Origin of the sequence: Micromonospora sp. NPDC047620 (genome assembly GCF_043205005.1) — a bacterium.
GTDB lineage: Bacteria > Actinomycetota > Actinomycetes > Mycobacteriales > Micromonosporaceae > Micromonospora.
This window is the reverse complement of sequence record NZ_JBIDDG010000002.1, coordinates 71018-93584: the sequence shown is the minus strand read 5'-3', so window position 1 is coordinate 93584 and position 22567 is coordinate 71018. Positions and strand designations below refer to the sequence as shown.

Genomic DNA, 22567 nt, shown 5'->3' with positions numbered 1-22567 from the left:
GGTGGTGGGCTTGATCGGAGGTCAGCCGAGCTGGCGTACGACGCGAGCCGGATTACCCAGCGCGACGACGTTGGCCGGCAGGTCCTTCGTCACGACGGCACCCGCGCCGACGACGGTGTTCTCCCCGACGGTGACGCCGGCGAGCACGATCGCGCCGCCGCCGAGCCAGACGTTGTCGCCGATGGCGATCGGCTTGGCCGCCTCCCACTTGTCGCGGCGCGGCCCGGGCTCGACGGGGTGGGTGGGGGTCAGCAGTTGCACGTTCGGTCCGATCTGGACGTCGGCACCGATGGTGATCGGGGCGACGTCGAGGAAGACCGCGTTGAAGTTGACGAAGCTGCGCGGCCCGATCCGGATCTGCCAGCCGTAGTCGCAGTAGAAGGGTGGCCGCACCCAGGTCTCCTCGCCCACCTCGCCGAGCAGTTCGCGCAGGGCCGCGAGCCGGCCCTGCGAGTCGGCCGCGGGAGTGGTGTTGAAGCGTTCCATCAGCCGCGCGGCGCGGTCCAGGTCGGCGACGATCTCCGGCTCGTTGGCGATGTACGGCTCGCCGGCCAGCATGCGTTCCTTCATGGAGGTCACCGGTCGATCATCCCGAAGGGCGGCGCGTCCGTTGGCTGGTCCGTCATCTTCATGTCTTCATTTTGCATACCCGGTATGTAAACATGATGACCGTCAATGCGCGTCTCTCCACAGGTAGTAACGCCCGACGAGGAGGATCCGTTGCAGCGAAGAAGAAAACTGGCCGGTCTCGGTCTCGTGTTCGGCCTGGTGCTCGGCACCCCGGGGATGGCCGTGGCCCAGGCGCCCGCCGGCCCCGCCCGTCCTGACCCGACCGCCGGCGTCGCCCCGGCGTCGCAGCCGGGCAGCCGCCCCACCACCGTCACCCTGCTCACCGGGGACCGGGTCACCGTGACCGGCGCCGGGGCGAGCGTGCGTCCCGGGCCGGGGCGCGAGAAGATCCGCTTCCTGACCCGCCGCGAACAGGGCCGGCTCAGTGTCGTGCCGCAGGACGCGGTGGCGCCGATCCAGGCGGGGCGGGTCGACCGGCGGCTGTTCGACGTCACCGGGCTGATCGAGGCCGGCTACGACGACGCCCGCCGTGACGACCTGCCGGTGCTGATCACCGGCGCGTCGGGCGCCGCCCGGCGTGCGGCGGCGCCGGCCGGGGTCACCGTCACCCGCGAGTTGCCCGCCGTCCGCGGGGTCGCCGCGACGGCGGCCAAGGACCGGGCCGGCGAGGTGTGGGCGGCGGTCACCGCCGCCGGAGCGCGGGTCGGCGCGGCGGGGGGTGTCGACCGGATCTGGCTCGACGGCCGGCGGCGGATCACCCTCGACCGCAGCGTGCCGCAGATCGGCGCGCCGGCTGCTCACCAGGCCGGTCTCACCGGCCGGGGCGTGCGGGTGGCGGTGCTGGACACCGGGCTGGACGCCACGCACCCGGACCTGGCCGGCCGGGTGGCGCAGGCGCACAACTTCACCGAGGAGGCCGCGGCCGGCGACGTGGTCGGGCACGGCACCCACGTCGCCTCGATCATCGCCGGCAGCGGCGCCGCCTCCGGTGGCCGGCACCGGGGCGTGGCCCCCGACGCGACGCTGCTCGACGGCAAGGTCTGCGAGACGTACGGCTGCCCCGAGTCCGCGATCCTCGCCGGCATGCAGTGGGCCGCGGTCGAGCAGCGGGCCGACGTGGTCAACCTGAGTCTCGGTGGCTTCGACACCCCGGAGGTCGACCCGCTGGAGGAGGCCGTCAACGCGCTCACCGCGCAGACCGGCGTCCTCTTCGTGATCAGCGCCGGCAACGACGGCACCTTCGCCCCGGTCAGTTCCCCCAGCACCGCCGACGCCGCCCTCTCGGTGGGTGCCGTCGACCGGGACGACGCCCTCGCCAGCTTCTCCAGCCGTGGTCCGCGGGTCGGTGACGACGGGCTCAAGCCGGACCTCACCGCCCCCGGCGTGGGGATCGTCGCGGCGCGCAGCCGGGACGGGGTGATCGGCGAGCCGGCCGGGGAGGGGTACGTGTCGCTGTCCGGCACGTCGATGGCCGCCCCGCACGTCACCGGCGCGGTGGCGCTGCTGGCCCAGCAGCACACCGACTGGACCGCCGGCCGGCTCAAGGCCACCCTGATGGCCTCGGCGAAACCCCACTCGGAGCTGAGCGCGTACCAGCAGGGGGCCGGGCGGGTCGACGTGGCCCGCGCGATCGGCCAGACGGTGACCAGCGATCCGCCGAGCGTCTCCTTCGGCCGGGCGCTCTGGCCCCACCACGACGACACCCCGATCACCCGCACGGTGACCTGGCGCAACGACGGCCCTGCCGCGGTCTCCCTGGACCTGGCCGTCGAGGCGACCGGCCCGGGCGGCGAGCCGGCCCCGGCCGGCATGTTCACCCTCGGCGCCGACCGGGTCAGCGTGCCGGCCGGCGGCACGGCCAGCGTCACCGTCACCGCCGACACCCGGGTCGCCGGGCCGGACGGCCACTACACGGGCCGGGTCGTCGCCCGCACCGGCGACACGGTGGCGACCACCCCGCTGGCCGTGCACCGGGAGGTGGAGAGCTACACCGTGACGGTCTCGCACCTGGGCCGGGACGGCGCGGCCGCTGGCGAGCACGGCACCACGCTGATCTCGCTGGAGGGATTCGCCTCGTACGACCTGTACGACCCGGACGGCACCGCCGAGCTGCGGCTGCCCAAGGGCCGGTACGGGCTGAACAGCCTCGTGTTCGAGGTGGACGGCGAGCAGTTCGCCGGGGTCACCCAGATCGTCCAGCCGGAGCTGGTGGTCGCCGGGGACACGCGGGTCACCGTGGACGCCCGGCAGGGCAGGCCGGTCCGGATGAGCGTTCCGCAGCGCTCGGCCACCCCGGTGCTGGTCGACACCGGCGCGAACTTCTTCGTCGACGAGGGCAGCTACGGCTTCGGCCTGCTGGCCTTCGACTTCGAGGGTCTCTTCAGCGCCGGACTCGGCCCGTCGGTGTCCGGGGAGCGCCTCGTCGCCACGATCAGCAGTCAGTGGGCCGACCGGGAGGCCGCCAGCAGCCCCTACCTCTACGCCCTCAGCGAGGCGACGCCCGGCCGGATGCCGACCGGCTTCGTCCGGCACTACCGCGCGAAGGACCTGGCCACCGTCACCCACCGGTTCGGGGCCGCCCCTGCCGGCCTGGTGACCGAGCGGGTGGTCTTCCCGCACTTGGAGCCCGACGTCGGCGGCTGGGCGGTCGTCCTGCCGACCGCGACGCCGGGGCAGCGGGTCGAGCACTACAACACGCGGGGCGTGCGCTGGTCCTCCGAGCTGAACTTCGGGGTGCCGGGCGAGGACGGCTGGACCGACGTCAAGGCGGTGCTGTTCTCCGAGGAGCGGAGCCTGCGGGCCGGCCGGCACTACCGGGAGAGCTGGAACAGCGCGCCGTATGGGCCGTCGTTCCCGGTGGCCGGGATCACCCGCCAGGGCGACCGCGTCGAGGTGAGCCTGCCGCTGCACAGTGACGCCGAGGGACACCCCGGCGGCTCGGTCGCCGACACCGCCCGCACCGCCCTCTACCGCGACGGGGCGCTGGTCGGGGAGACCCCGGATCCGGCGTACGGCCGGTTCGAGGTGCCGCCCGGCGCGGCGGACTACCGGGTGGAGGTGCTGTCGAAGCGGAGCTTCACCGACCTCGCCACCGAGGTGGCGGCGACGTGGACGTTCCGGTCCCGGCACGTCGCCGGGGACGACCTGGTTGCCCTGCCGGTGTCGGCGATCCGGTTCACGCCGCGGCTCGACAAGGACAGCGCGGCCCCGGCCGGGCACACCTTCGCCATCCCGGTGCAGGTGCAGCGGCAGCCGGGCGCACCGTCGGCCCGGGTGGCCGCGTTGACCGTCGACGTCTCCTACGACGGCGGCAAGACCTGGCAGCCGGCCCGGGTCAGGCCCGGCGGGGACGGCTGGACGGCCACCGTGCGGCACCCCGCCGGCCCCGGACACGTCTCGCTGCGGGCCACCGCCCGGGACACCGCCGGCAACACGGTCACCCAGCGCGTCATCCAGGCGTACCGGCTGCGGTGAGGCGTACCCCCGCCGGGTCCGCGACGATCGCGGACCCGGCGGGGCGGGCCGTCAGTCGTTGGCGTGCAGCGCGGCGTTCAGCTCGATGCCCCGACCGCTGCGCTGCTTCGCCTCCAGCGCGCCGGTCACCGAGTTGCGCCAGAACAGCAGGCCGTCCACCCCGGACAGCTCGCGGGCCTTGACCACCCGGCCGTCCGGCAGGGTGATCTTGGAAGCGGCGGTGACGTAGCAGCCGGCCTCGACCACGCAGTCGTCGCCGAGCGAGATGCCCACGCCGGCGTTCGCGCCGATCAGGCTGCGCTCGCCGATGCGGACCTTCTCCGTGCCGCCGCCGGAGAGGGTGCCCATGATCGAGGCGCCGCCGCCGATGTCGGAGCCGTCGCCGACCAGCACGCCCTGCACGATCCGGCCCTCGACCATCGAGGTGCCCAGGGTGCCGGCGTTGAAGTTGACGAAGCCCTCGTGCATCACGGTGGTGCCGGCGGCCAGGTGCGCGCCGAGCCGCACCCGGTCGGCGTCGGCGATCCGCACACCGGAGGGCACCACGTAGTCGGTCATCCGGGGGAACTTGTCCACCCCGTGGACGGCCAGGTGGCGGCCGGCCGCCCGCTCGATGACCCGCAGCTCGTCCACCCGCTCCGGCGGGCACGGCCCGGCGGAGGTCCACGCGACGTTCGCCAGCTTGCCGAAGATGCCGTCGAGGTTCAGCTCGTTGGGACGCACCAGGCGGTGCGAGAGCAGGTGCAGCCGCAGGTACGCGTCGGCGGCGTCCTTGATCGGGTCGTCCAGCGAGCCGATCACGGTGACCACCTGGACGGTACGCAGCCCGGGCAGCGCCCGGTCGCCGACTGCCCCCGGCGGCAGGTCCAGCACGTCCGCCTCGTCCTCGCCGGCGACCAGTGGCAGCTTGCCGAGCCCCAGCTTGCCGGTCGGGTACCAGGTGTCGAGCACCTGGTCGTCAGCGGTCACGGTGGCCAGGCCGATGCCCCAGGCGGATTCGGACGTCACTGATTCACCTCTCGTTCGTGGCTGCGGGTCGCGGGTTCCCCTCGCGCCCCGCGCGACCGCGTCCCACGCCGGCCGCCCGGGGAGCGCTCGCTCCTCGCGCTCACCCGACCTGACGGTACCGTGCGAACCATGGAGAACCCGCTGACCCCCGAGGTCCTGGCCGATCCGGTGGCCCTGACCCGTGCGCTGGTCGACATAGAGTCCGTGTCCCTCGACGAGAAGGCCATCGCCGACTGCGTGGAGGAGGTGCTGCGGGGCGTGCCGCACCTGACCACCTACCGGCACGGCAACACGGTGATGGCGCGGACCGACCTGGGCCGGGACCAGCGGATCGTGCTCGCCGGCCACCTGGACACGGTGCCGCTGAACAACAACTTCCCGTCGAGCATGCGCGGCGACCTGATGTACGGCTGCGGCACCTCCGACATGAAGTCCGGGGTGGCGTACGCGCTGCACCTGGCGGTGACGCTGCCGGACCCTCGCTACGACGTGACGTACTTCTTCTACGAGGCCGAGGAGATCGAGTCGAAGTACAACGGCCTCTTCCTCGTCGCCGAGGCGCACCCGGAGTGGCTGGAGGCGGACTTCGCGGTGCTGCTGGAGCCGACGTACGGGATCGTCGAGGCCGGCTGCCAGGGCACCATGCGGTGCGTGGTCACCACCACCGGCGTCCGCGCCCACTCGGCCCGCTCGTGGCACGGGGTGAACGCGATCCACGCGGCGGGCGAGGTGCTCGACCGGCTGACCCGGTACGAGGCGCGGCGCGTCACCATCGACGGCTGCGACTACCGGGAGGGGATGAACGCGGTCCGCATCAACGGCGGCGTCGCCGGCAACGTGGTGCCGGACCGGTGCGAAGTCGAGGTCAACTACCGGTTCGCGCCGGACCGTACGCCGGCCGAGGCCGAGGCGCACCTGCGGGAGGTCTTCGCCGGCTTCGACGTGCGGGTCACCGACTCGGCCGCCGGCGCCCCGCCCGGGCTGGAGGCGGCCCCGGCCCGGGAGTTCCTCGCGGCGGTCGGCGCCGCGCCGATCGGCAAGCTGGGCTGGACGGACGTGGCCCGGTTCGCGGCGATGGGCATCCCGGCCCTGAACTTCGGCCCCGGCGACCCGAATCTGGCCCACCACCCGGACGAGCACGTCGAGATCAGCAAGATCCGGGACGGCGCCGCCACGCTGCACCGCTGGCTCGCCCCCGCCTGACGGGCTCCTGGGCGGTCGTCCTGGCGCCTGCCGGCCGCCCGCCCCGGTGGTCGCCCCGTGCGCGACCGGGAGGCCCGCGTCGGCCGGGTGGTGCCCGGTGACGCGAACCTCCCGGTCGCGTGTCGGCGGTGCGGTCGGACGGTGGTGGTGCGGTCGGACGGTGGCGGTGCGGTCAGGCGGTGGCGGACGCGTCGGCGGTGGGCCGGGCGTCGGCCGGGCCGCCCTGGTCGGCGGCGGACGGCTCCATCAGGCGGGCGCGGCGGCGCTCGGCCACCACGTCGCGGATCCGGCGCTGCATCTGTCGCCGGATCCGGATCATCTCGCTGTTGCTGATCACGCTGACTCCTCCCCCGAAGGCGCGCGCCGGGGCATACCCGGTATGTGAATAGTAAGACGTCCGTGCGACCGAATTAGTTGCCCATGATCCGGAACTAATTTCCGGGCTCGTCGCCCCGCGCACCCGGCGGGTGTCGCTCCACTACGGTTGCTCCCATGGGTCAGAGCAACGGGCGGGAGGCCGGCCGCGAGCCGGGACGGGAACGGCACCGGGGGGCCGTGACGTTGCGTCGGCAGGCGATCACGGGCAGCACCGCCGACCAGCGCCTGCTCGACTCGCGGGGGCGCGGCGACTGGAAGACCAAGGACGCCTGGCGGGCCCTGCGCATCCTCTCCGAGTTCGTGGAGGGCTTCGACACCCTCGCCGACCTGCCCCCGGCGGTGAGCGTCTTCGGCTCCGCCCGCAGCCGGCCGGAGAGCCCGGAGTGCCGGCTGGCCGAGGCGCTGGGCGGGGCCCTGGCCCGGGCCGGCTACGCGGTGATCACCGGCGGCGGGCCGGGCGTGATGGAGGCGGCCAACCGGGGTGCCAGCGAGGCGGGCGGGCTCTCCGTCGGGCTCGGCATCGAGCTTCCCTTCGAGCAGGGCCTCAACGACTGGGTCGACCTCGCCATCGACTTCCGCTACTTCTTCGCCCGCAAGACGATGTTCGTCAAGTACGCGCAGGCGTTCGTCGTGCTGCCCGGCGGGTTCGGCACCATGGACGAGCTCTTCGAGGCGCTCACCCTGGTGCAGACGGGCAAGGTCACCCGGTTCCCCGTGGTGCTGATGGGCGCCGACTACTGGCGTGGCCTGCTCGACTGGCTGCGCGACACCATGGCCGCCGACGGCAAGATCGGGTCGATCGACCTGGAACTGATCTGCGTGACCGACGACGTCGACGCGGCGGTCCGGCACATCGTGGAGGCCGAGGCCGCCCTCTCCGTCGAGCAGGACGCGGTCCGCGACGAGGCCGTGGCCGTCGCCGCCGCCGAACAGCAGGCCGCCGCGGCGGCCGGAGCCGGGGCGGCGAACGGCGCCGGGTCGAGCGGCGGCGCCGACCTGCCCGGCGACACCACGTCGGGTGGTGGTGCGTCGGGTGGCGCTGCGTCGGGTGGCGGTGCGTCGGGTGGTGGTGCGTCGGGTGGCGCCGCGTCGGCCGGGGCCGCGTCGGCCGGGCCGCGCCGGGCGGGCGACGCGAGCGGGGAGCGCTGAGGCATGGCGGCGATCTGCGTGTTCTGCGCCTCCTCCCGTACGCTCGACCGCCGCTGGCTGGACCTCGCGGCCGAGACGGGCGCGGAGATCGCCCGGCGCGGGCACACGCTGGTCAGCGGGGGCGGATGCGTCGGCATGATGGGCGCGTTGGCGGACGGCGCGCGGGCCGCCGGGGGGCGGACGATCGGGGTGATCCCGCAGTCGCTGGTCGACCTGGAGGTCGCCGACCTGGCGTCGGACGAGCTGCTCGTGACCGACTCGATGGCCAGTCGCAAGACCTTGATGATCGACAAGTCGGACGCGTTCCTCACGCTGCCCGGCGGCCTCGGCACCCTCGACGAGCTGTTCGAGGTCTGGACGACGGCGACGCTCGCCCTGCACGCCAAGCCGATGGTGCTGGTCGACACCGACGGCTTCTACCGCCCGATGCTCGACTGGCTGCGCGCGCTGGCCGACCAGACCTTCCTCAAGCCCGCCGGCCTGGACCTGCTCACCCTGACCGACACGGTCCCCGCCGCCCTGGACACCCTCGAACTCCACCTGACCTGACCCACCCCCACCCCCCACCCGTCCCGTCGCGATCTTGCGCTTGTGGCCCCTGTTGTGCCCCTTTCGTATGCGTTCGTCGGGGCCGAAAGTGCAAGATCGCGGAAGGGAAGGCGGTGGGGCGGGGCGGGGGTGGCGGGGCGGGGGTGTCGTACCGGCGTGGTGGGATGGGGGGATGCAGGCGTACCGGCTGGTGCGCCGGCCCGCCGAGGCGGCCCCGGGGGGCCACCGGTCCGGTGGGCCGGCCCGGAAGGACGGGCGGCCAGGTGGGCCGGCCGGCGGTGACGCGCACCGGGGGACGGCGCGGCTGACCGACCTGCGCCAGGCGGAGGTCGTCGCGCACACCGACGGGCCGATGCTGGTGCTCGGCGGCCCCGGCACGGGCAAGACCAGCACCCTGGTCGAGGCGGTCGCCGCGCGGGTGGCCGAGGGCGTCGACCCGGAGCGGATCCTGGTGCTCACCTTCAGCCGCCGGGGCGCCACCGCGCTGCGCCAGCGGATCGAGGCCCGGGCCGCCGGGGGCGGGCACCGCGTGCTGCGCGAGCCGCTGGTGCGCACCTTCCCGGCGTACGCCTTCGGGCTGCTGCGCCGGGCCGCGGCCGAGCGGGGAGAGCCGTCCCCCCGGCTGCTCACCGGCCCCGAGCAGGATCTGATCATCCGCGAGCTGCTCGACGTGGTCGGCGAGGAACCAGGCGACGACCCGGTCGGCTGGCCGGAGGACCTGCGCCCCGCGCTGCGCACCCGGGCCTTCGCGGCACAGCTGCGCGACCTGCTGATGCGCGCCGCCGAGCGCGGGGTCGGCCCCGTCGAGCTGGCCCGGCTGGGCGAGAAGCTCGGCCGCGCCGACTGGCCGGCCGCCGCGCGCTTCCTCCGGGAGTACGTGGCCGTGCTCGCCCTGCGCGACGTCAGCAACCGCGGCTCCGTCGCGTACGACCCGGCCGAGCTGGTCCGGGCCGCCACCGGGATGCTGCTCGACGACCCCGAGCTGCTCGCGGCCGAGCGACGCCGGCTGGCGTACGTCTACGTCGACGAGCTGGCCGACACCGATCCCGCCCAGCAGGAACTGCTCGCGACGGTGGCCGGCGGCGGCAAGTCCCTCGTGGCGTTCGCCGACCCTGATTCGTCCACGTACGCCTTCCGCGGCGCGGACCCCGCCGTGGTGACCACGTTCCCGCACCGCTTCCGCACCGCCTCCGGGGCGCCCACGGCGCAGGTGGTGCTGACCACCTCCTACCGGGCCGGCCCCCGGCTGCTCGCCGCGTCCGGCCGGCTGGCGCGGCGGCTGCGCGGCCCGGCGGCGCACCGCAGGCTGCACCCGCTGCCCGACGCGCCGCCCGGCTCGGTGGAGGTGCGCACCTTCCGCTCGGCCACCAGCGAGGCGGCCTGGCTGGCCCACGCCCTGCGCGAGGCGCACCTGCTCGGCGGCGTGCCGTGGTCGGAGATGGCCGTGCTGGTGCGCTCCACCGGGCGGCAGCTGCCCTCGCTGCAACGCGCGCTGCACGCCGCCGGGGTGCCCACCGTGGTGCACGGCGAGGACCTGCCGCTGCACCTGCAACCGGCGGTCGCGCCGCTGCTGCTCCTGTTGCGCTGCGCGCTGGAGCCCGAGCGGCTCGACGAGGAGGCCGCCGTCGCCCTGCTGCACTCGCCGCTCGGCGGCGCCGATCCGCTGGCCGAGCGGCGGCTGCGGCAGGGGCTGCGGGCCCTGGCGCTGGCCGCCGGCGACCGCCGGCCCTCGGGCGAGCTGATCGTCGAGGCGCTGCGCGACCCGGCCGATCTGGCCGGGATCGAGCGGCGCTGGGCCGAGCCGGCGCAGACGGTGGCCGGCCTGCTGGCCGTCGCCCGGGAGACCGCCGCCCGGCCCGGCGCCACCGCGGAGGACGTGCTGTGGGCGGTCTGGCGGGCCAGCGGGCTGGCCGAGCTGTGGTCCGCCGCGATCGGCCGGGGCCAGACGGTGGCCGGCGAGGGGGACGTGGCCCGGCGCCGGCGCGCCGAGGCCGCCGACCGGGACCTCGACGCCGTGATGGTGCTCTTCGACGCGGCGGCCCGGTTCACGGACCGGCTGCCCGGCGCGCGCACCGAGGTCTTCCTCGACCACGTCCTCGGCCAGGACCTGCCGGCCGACACGATCGCCCCCACCGCCGACCGGGGTGAGGCGGTCCGGCTGCTCACCGCGCACGCCGCGAAGGGGCTGGAGTGGGACCTGGTGGCGGTCGCCGGGGTGCAGGAGGGCGTCTGGCCCGACCTGCGGCTGCGCGGCAGCCTGCTCGGCTCCGAGCGGCTGGTCGACGTGCTCGCCGGCCGGGCGGCCGGCGCCGGCACGGTGGCCACCCTGGTCGGGCAGACCTCGGCGCTGCTGGACGAGGAGCGGCGGCTGTTCCACGTGGCGGTCACCCGGGCCCGGCGCCGGCTGCTGGTCAGCGCGGTCGCCTCCGCCGCCGTCGGCGGCGACGACCACGAGGAACAGCCGAGCCGCTTCCTCTACGAGCTGGGCCCGACCGACCCGCCCGCGCCGGACGACGGCCCCCCGCCCGGCCGGCCGGACCCGGCAGGTCCGACGCAGGCCGGGTCGACGCAGGCCGGACCGGGCGCCGCGGGGCCGGTCCCGCCGGGGGCGGGCGACGGCCCGGTGGCGGCGGGCGAGGAGGAACCGGACCGGCCGAGGACGCTGCCGGTGAGTCGGCCGCCCCGTGCGCTGACCCTGCCGGCGCTGGTGGCGGAGCTGCGTACGGCGGTCAGCGACCCGGACGCGCCCTACGCCCGGCGGCAGGCGGCGGCGGCCGAGCTGGCCCGCCTCGCGGCCGCCGGGGTGGCCGGCGCGCACCCGGACGACTGGTGGGGGCTGCGGCAGCTCTCCGACGACCGCCCGCTCGTCGACGAGGGGGAGCCGGTCCGGGTCACCCCGTCGGGCATGGAGAGCGCGTTGCGGTGCAGCCTGCGCTGGCTGCTGGAGCGGCACGGCGGCAGCGCCCCGGCCAGCGCCGCCCAGGGGGTCGGCAACCTCGTGCACGCCGCCGCGATGCTCGCCGAGGACGCGAGCGTCGACCGGGGCGCCCTGCTGGACTACGTCGCCGCCCGGTTCGACGCGATCGAGCTGGCCGCCCGCTGGATGGTCGGGCCCGAGCGGGCCCGCGCCGAGGGGATGGTCGACAAGCTGCTGCGCTGGCTCGCGGCCAACCCGCGCCGGCTGCTCGCGATCGAGCACGAGTTCGCGGTGCGCCTCGACGACCCGCACCGGCCCGTCGAGCTGGTCGGCCGGGTGGACCGGCTGGAGGTCGACGCCGACGGCCGGCTGGTCGTGATCGACCTGAAGACCGGGAAGTCCACCGCGGTCACCGCGCACGACCTGGCCGAGCACCCGCAGCTCGGTGCGTACCAGGCGGCGGTCGAGGCGGGGGCGTTCGCCGAGTTCGGCGAGGAGTCCGGCGGGGCGGCGCTGGTGCAGCTCGGCACCGGGGCGAAGGACGCGAAGGAGCAGAGCCAGCCGCCGGCGGGGGAGGGCCCGGAGGCCGGCTGGGCGACTGCGCTGGTGCGGCGCACCGCCGATACGATGGCCGCCGCCACGTTCGCCGCCGTCGCCAACTCGAAGTGCCGGGTCTGCCCGGTGCGGTCGAGCTGCCCCGTGTCCGGGCAGGGCCGCCAGGTGGTCGAGCCCCCGACCGCCCGCCGCCCCGACCAACCGTGAACCTGAGAATGAGGTTGCGAGCCCTGCGGCTGCGAACCAAACCGGCAGCCGTGAGTGTGAGGAGTGAGCTTGCGAGCCCCGCAGTCGCGAACTGAGGCGGAGCGGTGACCCAGCCCGCCCTGTTCGGCACGGCGACACCGGCGCCCCGGGTCGCCGACGCCGGCCCCCGGTACACGCCGGTGGAGCTGGCGAAGCTGCTGCGGCTGCCGGCGCCCACCCGGGAGCAGGCGGCCATCATCGCCGCGCCCGTGGAGCCCCTGCTGGTGGTCGCGGGCGCGGGCTCGGGCAAGACCGAGACGATGGCGGCCCGGGTGGTCTGGCTGGTCGCCAACTCGCACGTGCGGCCGGAGCAGGTGCTCGGGCTCACCTTCACCCGCAAGGCCGCCGGCGAGCTGGCGCACCGGGTGCGTACGCGGCTCGACCAGTTGGTGCGGCGGCTCGGGCGGCGGGGGCGGGACCCGCTCGACGACCCGCTGGCGGGGGAGCCGACCGTCTCCACCTACCACTCGTACGCGGGCCGGATCGTCACCGAGCACGGGCTGCGGGCCGGCTACGAGCCGTCCACCCGGCTGCTCACCGAGGCGTCCCGCTGGCAGCTCGTCGACCTGCTGGTGCGCAACTACGACGGCGACATGTCCGAGGTGGACCGGATGCCGAGCACGGTCACCGACGCCGTGCTGGCGCTCGCCGGCGAGCTGGACGAGCACCTGGTCGACCCGGACGAGCTGGCCGCCTGGACAGGCCGGTTCTTCGCCGAGGTGCAGGCCCGCCCCGGCCGGGTCTACGCCGACGTGCGCAGGGCCCTGGCCCTCCAGCAGACCCGGCTGAAGCTGCTCCCGCTGGTGCGCGCGTACGCCCGGCGCAAGGAGGACTTCGAGGCGATGGACTTCGCCGACCAGCTCGCCCGGGCGGCCCGGGTGGCCCGGGACCACCCGGGGGTCGGCGAGATCGAGCGGGACCGCTTCCGGGTGGTGCTGCTGGACGAGTACCAGGACACCAGCCACGCCCAGGTGGTGCTGCTCAACGCGCTGTTCGGCGGCGGGCACCCGGTGACCGCGGTCGGTGACCCGTGCCAGTCGATCTACGGCTGGCGGGGGGCGAGCGCCGGCACCCTGGACCGCTTCCCCACGGAGTTCGCCCGCGCCGACGGCACGCCGGCCGACGTGCTCGGCCTCACCACGAGCTGGCGCAACCGCCCCGAGATCCTTGGCGTCGCCAATGCCCTGGCCACCCCGCTGCGGGCAGCCGGCGCCCGGGTGCCGGAGCTGCACGCCGCGATGAGCGTCAAGGACCCGGTGCCGCACCGCAGCGCCCGCGGCGCCGCTGGCGGCACCGTCCACTGCGCCCTGCTCCCGACGTACGCCGACGAGGCCGACTGGATCGCCGACAGCGTGCTGCACGCCTGGCGCGGGGCGGCTGCCATGCCCGGCGCGCTGCCCGAGCACATCCCGGTGCCGCTGCGACCGACGACGGCCGTGCTCGTGCGGCTGCGCAGCCAGATCCCCGCGATCGAGTCGGCGCTGCGCGAGCGCGGGCTGCCCGTCGAGGTGGTCGGCCTGGGCGGCCTGCTGGACACCCCCGAGGTGCGGGACGTGGTGTGCACGCTGCGGGTGCTGGCGGACCCGACGGACGGGGCGGCCCTGCTGCGGCTGCTGACCGGGGCGCGCTGGCGGATCGGCCCGCGTGACCTGGTGGCCCTGCACCGGCGGGCGAAGGGCATCGCCGCGGCCCGGCGGAAGCTCGCCGACGACGGCAGTCCGGAGATCACCCCCGACCTGCTCGACGAGGCGACCCTGGTCGAGGCGCTGGCCGACCTCGGCCCGGCGCAGGCGTACTCGGCGGAGGGCTACGCCCGGCTGCGCGCGTACGCCCGGGAGCTGGGGCTGCTGCGCTACCGGCTGGACCAGTCCCTGCCGGAGCTGATCGCGGACATCGAGCGCACGATTGGCCTGGACGTGGAGGTGGCCGTACGCGCCGGCCGGGACGGCGCCGGGGACGCCGGCCTGGCCCGGGGCCACCTGGACGCGCTCGGCGACGTCGCCGCCCGGTTCGGCGGCGAGACGCCGGGCGCCACCCTGTCGGGCTTCCTGGCCTACCTCGCTGCCGCCGAGGACGAGGAGCGCGGCCTCAGCCCGGGCGAGGTGGAGGTGGTCGAGGGGGCGGTGCAGATCCTCACCGCGCACGCCGCGAAGGGCCTGGAGTGGGACGTGGTCGCGGTGGCCGGGCTGAGCCGGGGCGTGTGGCCGGGGCCGGTGCGCAACTCCGACCACTGGCTGGGCGGGCTCGGCGTGCTGCCGTTCCCGCTGCGCGGGGACGCCGACGGGCTGCCCGAGCTGGGCCTGGGCGGCACCGAGGACCAGCGCGGGGTGGCCCGGGCGCTGGAGGACTTCACCGACGCCTGGCGGGCGCACGACGAGCGGGAGGAGCGCCGGCTGGCGTACGTGGCGGTGACCCGGCCCCGCCGGCTGCTGCTCTGCTCCGGCCACTGGTGGGGGGAGGGGACGAAGCGGCCGCGCGGCCCGTCGGTGCTGCTGCGGGAGGTGCACGACGCCTGCCTGGACGGCCGCGCGGGGCACCTGGTCGACGAGTGGGCGCCGGAGCCGCCGGGCGACGCGGTCAACCCGACCACCGAGGTGGTGCTCCGCGCCGAGTGGCCGGCCGACCCGCTCGGCGCCCGCCGCCCGGCGCTGGCCGAGGCAGCCGTCCTGGTCCGCCGCTTCCTCGCCGACGGCGGCGCGGCGGGTCGCCGGCCGGCCGGCGGGCGGGGCGCGGCCGGCCCGGAACCCGGCGACGGTGTGGGCCCGGAACGCCCGGCCGACGGCGACGACGCCGCCGGGGCGGGAGCCGAGCCGCCGGCCGGCGACCCGGACGTCGCGCGGTGGCGGCGGGAGGCCGACCTGCTGCTCGCCGAGCGGGCCGAGCTGACCCGGCAGGCCGGCGCGGTCGAGGTGACGCTGCCGGGGCAGCTCTCGGTGACCCAGCTGGTGGCGTTGCGCCGGGATCCGGCGGCGCTGGCCCGGGCGCTGCGCCGCCCGGTCCCCACCGAGCCGAGCCCGTACGCCCGCCGGGGCACCGCCTTCCACACCTGGCTGGAGCAGCGGTTCGGCGCCGACCGGCTGCTCGACCTGGACGAGCTGCCGGGCGCGGCCGACGCCGACGCCGCGCCCGACGAGGCGCTCGCCGAGCTCCAGGAGCGCTTCCTGGCCAGCGAGTGGGCCGACCGGGTGCCGGTCGAGGTGGAGGTGCCCTTCGCCACGGTCATCGCCGGGGTGGTGGTGCGGGGCCGGATGGACGCGGTCTTCGCCCGCCCGGGCGGGCGGTTCGACGTGGTCGACTGGAAGACCGGCCGGCAGCCTGCCGGCCCGGCCGCCGAGGTGGCCGCGGTGCAGCTCGCGGTCTACCGGCTGGCCTGGGCGGAGCTGGCCGGGGTGCCGGTGGAGCGGGTCGGCGCGGCGTTCCACTACGTGCGCGACGGCGTCACCGTGCGCCCGGCCGACCTGCTCGACGCCGACGGGCTCACCGCGCTGATCACCTCGGTGCCGGAAAATCCGGCAGACGGTGGGCCATCCGGCGAATCTGTGATAGGTTGATCGCGTTGCAGTTATGGTTCCCAGAGACTCTGTGTGCGCCTGGAGGATTGTGGCCCAGGCGCTCTTTGTTGTGTCCGGAGTTCTCCGGGCGGGGCGACCAGAAGCGACAAGCGAGCCAGGCAGTTCCGCGTGGCGCGCTCCTCTTCGGGCCCGCAACAAGTGCGGGTTCGACGTTCCGTCAAGGAGACGAGACAAAAATGGCTATTGGCACCGTCAAGTGGTTCAACGCTGACAAGGGCTTCGGCTTCATCACCCCGGACGGCGGCGGCGCCGACGTCTTCGCCCACTTCTCGGCGATCCAGTCCTCCGGCTACCGGAGCCTGGACGAGAACCAGCGGGTCGAGTTCGAGGTGACCCAGGGCCAGAAGGGCCCGCAGGCGGAGAACATCCGCCCGCTCTGATCTTCGGATCTTCCAGGTAACACCCACCGCGCCCTCCGGGTGCGGTGACGGGACCGGTCCGCCGCCCCGTCGACCTGCGTGAGCAGGCGGCGAACGGCGGCGGGCCGGGGCCCGTACCCCTTTCGGTTCGTGCTTGTGAGTCATCCGCGGCCTGGTCCGCCGGTGACAGCGCCGCCTCCGGCGCCCTCCCTCGACACGTGCCGCGTCGAGGAAGGCTTCCGCATGACCACCGTCGTACCGTCGTTCGCCCATACCGGCCTGGCCCCGGCGCTGCTCGCCGAGCTGGCCGCCCAGGGCATCACCGAGCCGTTCCCGATCCAGGCGGCGACGCTGCCGGACTCGCTCGCCGGCCGGGACGTGCTCGGCCGGGGCCGCACCGGCTCCGGCAAGACCCTCGCCTTCGGGCTACCCGTGCTGTCGCGCACCGCCGGCCGCCGGGCCCGCCCGGGCCGGCCGCTGGCCCTGGTGCTGGTGCCGACCCGTGAGCTGGCCCAGCAGGTCACCACCGCGCTCGACCCGTACGCCCGGGCCGTCGGCCTGCGCTGCGCGACCGTCGTCGGCGGCCTGTCGCTGCAACGCCAGGCGGACGCCCTGCGCGCGGGCGCCGAACTGGTCGTGGCCACCCCCGGGCGGCTGCACGACCTCATCAACCGCGGCGACGCCCGGCTGGACCAGGTCGCGATCACCGTGCTCGACGAGGCCGACCAGATGGCCGACATGGGCTTCCTGCCGCAGGTGACGAAGCTGCTGGAACAGGTCGCCCCGGACGGGCAGCGGATGCTCTTCTCGGCCACCCTGGACGGCGGCGTGGACAAGCTGGTCCGCCGCTTCCTCACCGACCCGGTCTCGCACTCGGTCGACCCGGGCACCGCCACCGTGACCGCGATGGCCCACCACGTCCTGCACGTCGACGCGGCGGACAAGCCGACCGCGCTGACCTGGATCGCCGCCCGCGAGGGCCGCACCATCCTGTTCATGGGCACCAAGCACCGCGCCGACCGGGTCGCCCGCCAACTGTTGGCCAAGGGCGTACGCGCGGCCGCGCTGCACGGCGGCAAGTCGCAGCCGCAGCGCACCCGGATCCTGGAGCAGTTCCGCACGGGGCAGGTGACCGCGCTGGTCGCCACCGACGTGGCGGCCCGGGGCATCCACGTCGACGGGCTGGACATGGTGGTCAACGTGGACCCGCCCACCGAGGCGAAGGACTACCTGCACCGCGGTGGGCGTACCGCCCGGGCGGGGGAGTCGGGCACGGTGGTCACCCTGGTCCTGCCGGAGCAGCGCCGGGACGTGTCCCGGCTGATGAGCACTGCCGGCATCCGCCCCGAATCCGTCCAGGTGCGCCCCGGCGACGAGGCACTGGCCCGGGTGACCGGCGCCCGTGAGCCGTCCGGGGTGCCGGTGACGATCGCGCCGCCCCCGCCGCAGGCCGCGTCCTCCACGTCGGCCGCCGGACGCTCGGGTGGCCGGGCCGGCGACGGCGGGCGTGCCGGCGAGGGTGGCCGGGCTCCGCACCGCGCCTCGGGACGGCCCCGCCGCCCGCGGCGGCCCCGGACGCCCCGCGCCTCCTGACGCCCGCCCTCCCCCGGCCCGGCCCCGGTCGGTCTCGGGCGTGGGCAGGCACCCGCACCGGACCGGTCGTGACGGTCCGTGAACACCCGTTCCGGACCGGCGCCGGCTGAGTCGGGAATCAGCGGACGTTACGTCCGATCGGCGACTGTTCCGGTGGCCGGTGGTGGTGGAAGCTGGGGGCCGGGGGGAACGACCCGGGCGGGACCGCCCGGCGCGGGAGGGTGATCATGGCGGGCGACGTCGGCACGGGCGCGGTGCGTGAACTGCTGCTGGTGCTCGCGGTCGCGCTCGCCGGGCTGCTGCTCGCCATGGTCGCGGTCTTCACGCCGTGGCACGCCATCCCGGACGGGGCCGCGCCGGCCGCTCCGGTCGAGCTGCACAGCCCGACCGGGGGGCCGACCACCATCGCCGGCTGATTCACCGCCATCGCCGTGGGCCGCCGCCGCCCTGGGCCATTGCCGGCGCTCTGGGCCGCCGCCGTCGCCCGCTGAGCCACCACCGTCCGAGCGCTGCGGCGGGCCGCCGCCGGGAGCCGGCGGTCAGCGGGTGGGGGCCTGCCGCGTGTCAACCGCCGGGTTCCTGGCGGCCGGCCAGGGCCGCGGCCTTGACCAGCCCGCCGCCGCCGACCGGGTCGGCGACGGCGACGGCGAGCATGGCCTGGAGCGCGTAGTCGCTGCGCGCGGAGACGTACACGTCACTGACCGGCCTGGTCCAGTACGCCCCAGCGGCGCCGGATCGCCTTGTCGGCCGCCCCGAACGCAGCGTCGACCACCAGGCCCAGGACCAGGATCACGATCATGGTGGAGATCAGCCAGGGCGAGTCCGACAGCTCCCGGGAGTAGGTCAGCTGAGCGCCCAGCGAGGTCTGCGAGATGCCGACCACGATCAGCTCGCCGGCCATCAGGCTGCGCCAGGAGAACGCCCAGCCCTGCTTGAGGCCGGCCACGATGGCCGGCAGCGCGGCGGGCGCGATGACGTACCGGTACAGGTTCAGCCCCCGGGCGCCGAGGTTGCGGCCGGCGCGCAGCAGCAGCGGCGGCACGTAGTCCACGCCGGCGATCACGCCGTTGGCGATGGACGGCGCGGCGCCGAGCACCACCACGAAGAAGATCGCCTTCTCGCTCAGCTCGAAGAGCAGGATCGCCAGCGGGAACCAGGCGATCGAGGGCATGGTCTGCAGTGCCGTGATCATCGAGCCGATCGCCGCCCGCAGGATCCGCGACCGGGCCACCGCGAGGCCGACCAGCAGGCCCACGGCGACCGAGAAGAGGTAGCCGACCGCCGCCCGGCGCAGCGTGGTGGCGAGACCGTCCCAGAGCTGGACGCCGCTGACCTGCCGGAGCAGCTCCTGCCCGACGGCGGCCGGGCCGGGCAACGCGTACTCGGGCTTCCAACCGGTCCAGACCACGACCTGCCACGCGCCGACGGCGATGCTGAGCGCGGCCAGCTTCGGCCAGGTCGCCGCCCAGAGCCGGGCGGCCCGCGGGCGGCTCTGCTCCCGGCCGGCCAGCTCCAGGGCGTCCAGCCCCGAGATCTCCGCGTCGGTACGCGGGACGGCGGCGAGGGTGTCACCGGCCATGGCGGCCCACCTCCGTACGCAGGCGGTCGGTGACCTCGGCGGCGACCGCGGCGACCTCGGGGGAGTCGATGCGTCGCGGCCGGGGCACGTCGACCGGGGTGGACCAGATGATCCGGCCGGGTCGGCTGGAGAGCAGGATGATCCGGTCGGCGAGCCGGGCCGCCTCCCGGACGTTGTGCGTCACGAAGAGCACGGTGAGCCGCCGCTCGGTCCAGATCCGTTCCAGCTCGTCGTGCAGGATGTCGCGGGTCATCGCGTCCAGCGCGCCGAACGGCTCGTCCATCAGCAGCACCGGCGTGGCCAGGGCGAGGGTGCGGGCCAGCGCCACCCGCTGGCGCATGCCGCCGGAGAGCTCGTGGGGGCGCTTGCGGCCGAAGTCGGCCAGGTGCACCGTGCCCAGCAGTTCGGCGACCCGTTCCCGGCGCGCGGCCCGGGGCAGCCCGCGCAGCCTGAGCGGCACCTCGACGTTGCCCTCGACGGTCAGCCAGGGGAAGAGGGCCGGCTCCTGGAACATCAGCCCCGGCTCGACCCCCGCGCCGAGGGCGATCCGCCCGCCGCTGGGCCGGTCCAGGCCGGCCACGAGGTTGAGCAGCGTGCTCTTGCCGCAGCCGGAGGCCCCGACCAGGCAGACGAACTCACCGGGCGCGACGTCGAGGGAGACCCCGTCCAGGGCGAGGACGGCGTTCGCCCCGCGCCCGTACACCTTGGTGACGCCGTGCAGCGCGACCGGGCCGGTCGCACTGCGGGGCGCCGTCGTGGTCGACGTCATGGTTGGACGACCTCGGCCTTGCCCTGGCCCTTGAGCACCTCGTTGAGGTACGTCAGGTCGTAGAGCCCGTCGAGGCTGACCGGCTGGGTCAGCCCGACCGCGACGGCGTGGTCGAGCCCGGTCTTCAGCGAGGAGGCGATGGGGTCGTTGGTGAACTCCAGCGTCGGCCAGGCCTGCTTGATGAGCTTGAGGTCCAGCGGCTTGCCGCTGATCTTGCCGATGTGGTCGGAGATGGCCTGCTGCGCCTCGTCGGGCTTGCCGTTGACGAACTCGTTCGCCGCCACCTGCCCCTCGACCAGCTTCTTCACCACCTCCGGGTGGGCCTTGAGGAACTTGGTGCTGACGATCAGGTTGGTGATCACGAACTTGCCGTCCGGCCAGAGGTCGCGCTCGTCGACGAGCACCTTGCCGCCGGCGTTGACCAGCCGGGAGACGAACGGCTCGGGCACCCAGGCGCCGTCGATCGCCCCACTGCCGAACGTCTCCACCGTCTGGGCGTTCTCCTGCGGGATGATCCTGACGTCGCCGCCGCCCTCCTTGGTCGTGGTGAGGCCCTTCTCCTTGAGCCAGTGGCGGATCGCCACGTCCTGCGTGTTGCCCAGCTGCGGGGTGGCGATCTTCTTGCCCCGCAGCTGCTCGACCGACGTGATCCCGGGCTTCACCACGAGCGCGACGCCGCCGGAGGCCGCGCCGGAGACGACCCGGACCGCTTCGCCCTTGGACTTCGAGAAGGCGTTCACGGTGGGGTTCGGGCCGATGTACGTGGCGTCGAGCGCGCCGGAGAAGATCGCCTCGATCGCGGCGGGGCCGGCGTTGAAGGTCTTCGTCTCCAGCGTGACGCCGGTGCCGAGCTTCTCGGCGAAGATGCCCTTCTCCACGCCGACCACCGCCGGCGCGTGGGTGATGTTGGGGAAGTAGCCGAGCCGCAGGGTCACCGCGCCGGAGCCGCCACCCGCGCTCTCGTTGTCGTCGCCGCAGGCGGCGGTGCCCAGGGTCGCCGTGCCGACGACAGCGAGGGTGGCCAGGGAGACCAACCGACGCAAGGGGAGCCGTCTCATCGTCCGTCCAATCCGCAGTATTCCTACTTAGTTGGTAGGAAGAGTGGGTCAGGTGGCGAGCTGGCGTCAAGGGTCAACCACATGGCGGGACCGGTGTCTCAGCAAAGGCGGCAATCTCTGCCTGTTGAATGGGTTTTGCGGCCTCCGGCCCCGGTATCGCCGCCGGCCTCGGGGACCGGCGGGCGCGCCGGTCGGTACGCCGGCCCGCGGCGGCTGGCCGAAGGTCGGCAATGGCGCGGGTGCCGACGCGCTAGGGTCGATCCCGTGGCGGCGCGGAGATCGAGAATTCCAGCGACGAAGTACCCGGTCGAGCGGTTCACCCTCGACAACGGCCTGCGGGTGGTCCTGACCCCCGACCGCAGCGCCCCGGTGATCGGGGTGGCGGTGGTCTACGACGTCGGCATCCGCTCGGAACCGGAGGGGCGCACCGGCTTTGCCCACCTCTTCGAGCACCTGATGTTCCAGGGCTCGGAGAACCTGGAGAAGCTGGCCCACTTCCGGCACGTGCAGGGGGCGGGCGGCACCTTCAACGGCTCGACCCACCTCGACTACACCGACTACTTCGAGACGCTGCCGAGCAACGCCCTGGAGCGGGCGCTGTTCCTGGAGGCCGACCGGATGCGCGGCCCGCGGCTGACCGAGGAGAACCTGCGCAACCAGGTCGACGTGGTCAAGGAGGAGATCCGGGTCAACGTGCTCAACCGGCCGTACGGGGGCTTCCCCTGGCTGACCCTGCCGCCGGTCATGTTCGACACCTTCCCGAACGCGCACGACGGCTACGGCTCCTTCGTCGACCTGGAGTCGGCCACCGTCGCCGACGCCGCCGACTTCTTCCGCCGCTACTACGCCAGCGGCAACGCGGTGCTGGCCGTCAGCGGCGACATCGACGTCGCCGAGGCGACCGCGCTGGTCGAGCGGCACTTCGGCGACGTGCCGGCCCGGCCCGCGCCGGAGCGGCCCGACTTCGCCGAGCCCGACCTGACCGCGGAGCGGCGCACCTCGTACACCGACAGGCTGGCCCCGCTGCCGGCGGTGGCCGGCGCCTGGCGGGTGCCCGACCCGGTCACCGACTTCGCCGGCTATCTGCCGTACGTCGTGCTGGCCGAGGTGCTCACCGACGGCGACGCCTCCCGGCTGGTGGAGCGGCTGGTGCAGCGGGACCGGGCGGTGACCAGCCTCGGCGGCTACCTCGGCTTCATGGGCGACCCGTTCGACGTGCGGGACCCGACGGCGCTGCTGCTCCAGGCGCACCTGCCGCCCGGCGGGGACGTGGACAAGGTGCTGCGCACCATCGACGAGGAGCTGGACCGGCTGGCCACCGACGGTCTGACGGAGGGCGAGCTGGCCCGCACCCAGGCCCGGATGGCGACCCACCTGCTGCGCGACACCGACGCGGTGCTCGGCCGGGCGCTGCGGATGGCCGTGCTGGAGCAGCAGCGCGGCGAGCCGGGGCTGCTCAACGACCTGCCCCGGCTCGTGGGCGAGGTCACCGACGAGCAGGTCCGGGCCGCCGCGGCCACCCTGCGGCCCGAGCGCCGCGCGTCCATCGAGGTCATCGCCGGAGGCGCCCGATGAGCGTGAGGAGTGA

16 protein-coding genes and 1 pseudogene are annotated in these 22567 nt (G+C 75.0%); 10 read left to right on the top strand and 7 right to left on the bottom strand.

The window, feature by feature from the left end:
* Positions 1 to 21: 21 nt before the first annotated feature.
* Positions 22 to 579, bottom strand: coding sequence for a sugar O-acetyltransferase (locus tag ACGF5C_RS02720; RefSeq protein WP_393296090.1), 558 nt, complete (start codon positions 577 to 579; stop codon positions 22 to 24).
* A 96-nt stretch (positions 580 to 675) separates the two neighbouring features.
* On the opposite strand from ACGF5C_RS02720, the gene ACGF5C_RS02715 reads away from it, so the two are divergent.
* The gene (locus ACGF5C_RS02715; protein ID WP_393296088.1) at positions 676 to 4044 is read left to right on the top strand and encodes a S8 family serine peptidase; all 3369 of its coding nucleotides are present in this window, start codon (positions 676 to 678) and stop codon (positions 4042 to 4044) included.
* A 51-nt stretch (positions 4045 to 4095) separates the two neighbouring features.
* Here ACGF5C_RS02715 and dapD read toward each other — a convergent pair whose 3' ends face one another.
* A complete protein-coding gene (gene dapD / locus ACGF5C_RS02710; protein WP_393296086.1) occupies positions 4096 to 5052 on the bottom strand; it encodes a 2,3,4,5-tetrahydropyridine-2,6-dicarboxylate N-succinyltransferase in 957 nt (318 codons plus the stop codon).
* Positions 5053 to 5181: 129 nt separating this feature from the next.
* Between dapD and dapE the strand changes: the two genes are divergently transcribed.
* Complete coding sequence (dapE, locus tag ACGF5C_RS02705; protein ID WP_393261331.1) at positions 5182 to 6255, top strand: succinyl-diaminopimelate desuccinylase; 1074 nt, start codon at positions 5182 to 5184, stop codon at positions 6253 to 6255.
* A gap of 172 nt (positions 6256 to 6427) precedes the next feature.
* Here dapE and ACGF5C_RS02700 read toward each other — a convergent pair whose 3' ends face one another.
* Positions 6428 to 6592, bottom strand: a complete 165-nt coding sequence (locus tag ACGF5C_RS02700) for a hypothetical protein (RefSeq protein ID WP_393296084.1) — start codon at positions 6590 to 6592, stop codon at positions 6428 to 6430.
* 155 nt (positions 6593 to 6747) lie between these two features.
* Here ACGF5C_RS02700 and ACGF5C_RS02695 point away from each other — a divergent pair.
* The 7 genes and pseudogenes from ACGF5C_RS02695 to ACGF5C_RS02665 all read left to right on the top strand — a co-directional run.
* A pseudogene (locus ACGF5C_RS02695) lies at positions 6748 to 7587 on the top strand (TIGR00730 family Rossman fold protein); the annotation flags it as partial.
* A 198-nt stretch (positions 7588 to 7785) separates the two neighbouring features.
* Positions 7786 to 8331, top strand: coding sequence for a TIGR00730 family Rossman fold protein (locus tag ACGF5C_RS02690; protein ID WP_393296082.1), 546 nt, complete (start codon positions 7786 to 7788; stop codon positions 8329 to 8331).
* A gap of 172 nt (positions 8332 to 8503) precedes the next feature.
* Complete coding sequence (locus ACGF5C_RS02685) at positions 8504 to 12010, top strand: ATP-dependent helicase (protein WP_393296080.1); 3507 nt, start codon at positions 8504 to 8506, stop codon at positions 12008 to 12010.
* A gap of 104 nt (positions 12011 to 12114) precedes the next feature.
* Complete coding sequence (locus ACGF5C_RS02680) at positions 12115 to 15600, top strand: ATP-dependent helicase (RefSeq protein WP_393296078.1); 3486 nt, start codon at positions 12115 to 12117, stop codon at positions 15598 to 15600.
* Positions 15601 to 15797: 197 nt separating this feature from the next.
* Entirely contained in the window at positions 15798 to 16001 is a 204-nt protein-coding gene (locus tag ACGF5C_RS02675) for a cold-shock protein (RefSeq protein ID WP_007464836.1), read from the top strand.
* Positions 16002 to 16223: 222 nt separating this feature from the next.
* Positions 16224 to 17573: a DEAD/DEAH box helicase gene (locus tag ACGF5C_RS02670; protein WP_393296076.1), complete on the top strand. Its 1350-nt coding sequence runs from the start codon at positions 16224 to 16226 to the stop codon at positions 17571 to 17573.
* A 227-nt stretch (positions 17574 to 17800) separates the two neighbouring features.
* The gene (locus tag ACGF5C_RS02665; protein WP_393296074.1) at positions 17801 to 17989 is read left to right on the top strand and encodes a hypothetical protein; all 189 of its coding nucleotides are present in this window, start codon (positions 17801 to 17803) and stop codon (positions 17987 to 17989) included.
* A 148-nt stretch (positions 17990 to 18137) separates the two neighbouring features.
* Here the strand turns inward: ACGF5C_RS02665 and ACGF5C_RS02660 are convergent, their stop codons facing one another.
* From ACGF5C_RS02660 to ACGF5C_RS02645, 4 genes are read right to left on the bottom strand one after another with little or no spacing between them, the layout of a single operon-like run.
* A complete protein-coding gene (locus ACGF5C_RS02660; RefSeq protein ID WP_393296072.1) occupies positions 18138 to 18266 on the bottom strand; it encodes a hypothetical protein in 129 nt (42 codons plus the stop codon).
* 1 nt (position 18267) lies between these two features.
* On the bottom strand, positions 18268 to 19152 hold the full coding sequence (locus ACGF5C_RS02655; RefSeq protein WP_393261316.1) for an ABC transporter permease: 885 nt from the start codon (positions 19150 to 19152) through the stop codon (positions 18268 to 18270).
* Positions 19142 to 19921 (bottom strand): ABC transporter ATP-binding protein, encoded by a 780-nt coding sequence (locus ACGF5C_RS02650; RefSeq protein ID WP_393296070.1) that lies wholly within the window; start codon positions 19919 to 19921, stop codon positions 19142 to 19144. Before ACGF5C_RS02650 ends, ACGF5C_RS02655 begins: the two co-directional genes overlap by 11 nt.
* Positions 19918 to 20979 (bottom strand): ABC transporter substrate-binding protein, encoded by a 1062-nt coding sequence (locus ACGF5C_RS02645; protein WP_393296068.1) that lies wholly within the window; start codon positions 20977 to 20979, stop codon positions 19918 to 19920. The genes ACGF5C_RS02650 and ACGF5C_RS02645 overlap by 4 nt, the downstream gene beginning before the upstream one ends.
* Before the next feature lie 264 nt (positions 20980 to 21243).
* Between ACGF5C_RS02645 and ACGF5C_RS02640 the strand changes: the two genes are divergently transcribed.
* On the top strand, positions 21244 to 22554 hold the full coding sequence (locus ACGF5C_RS02640; RefSeq protein WP_350703848.1) for a pitrilysin family protein: 1311 nt from the start codon (positions 21244 to 21246) through the stop codon (positions 22552 to 22554).
* Positions 22555 to 22567 lie beyond the last annotated feature (13 nt).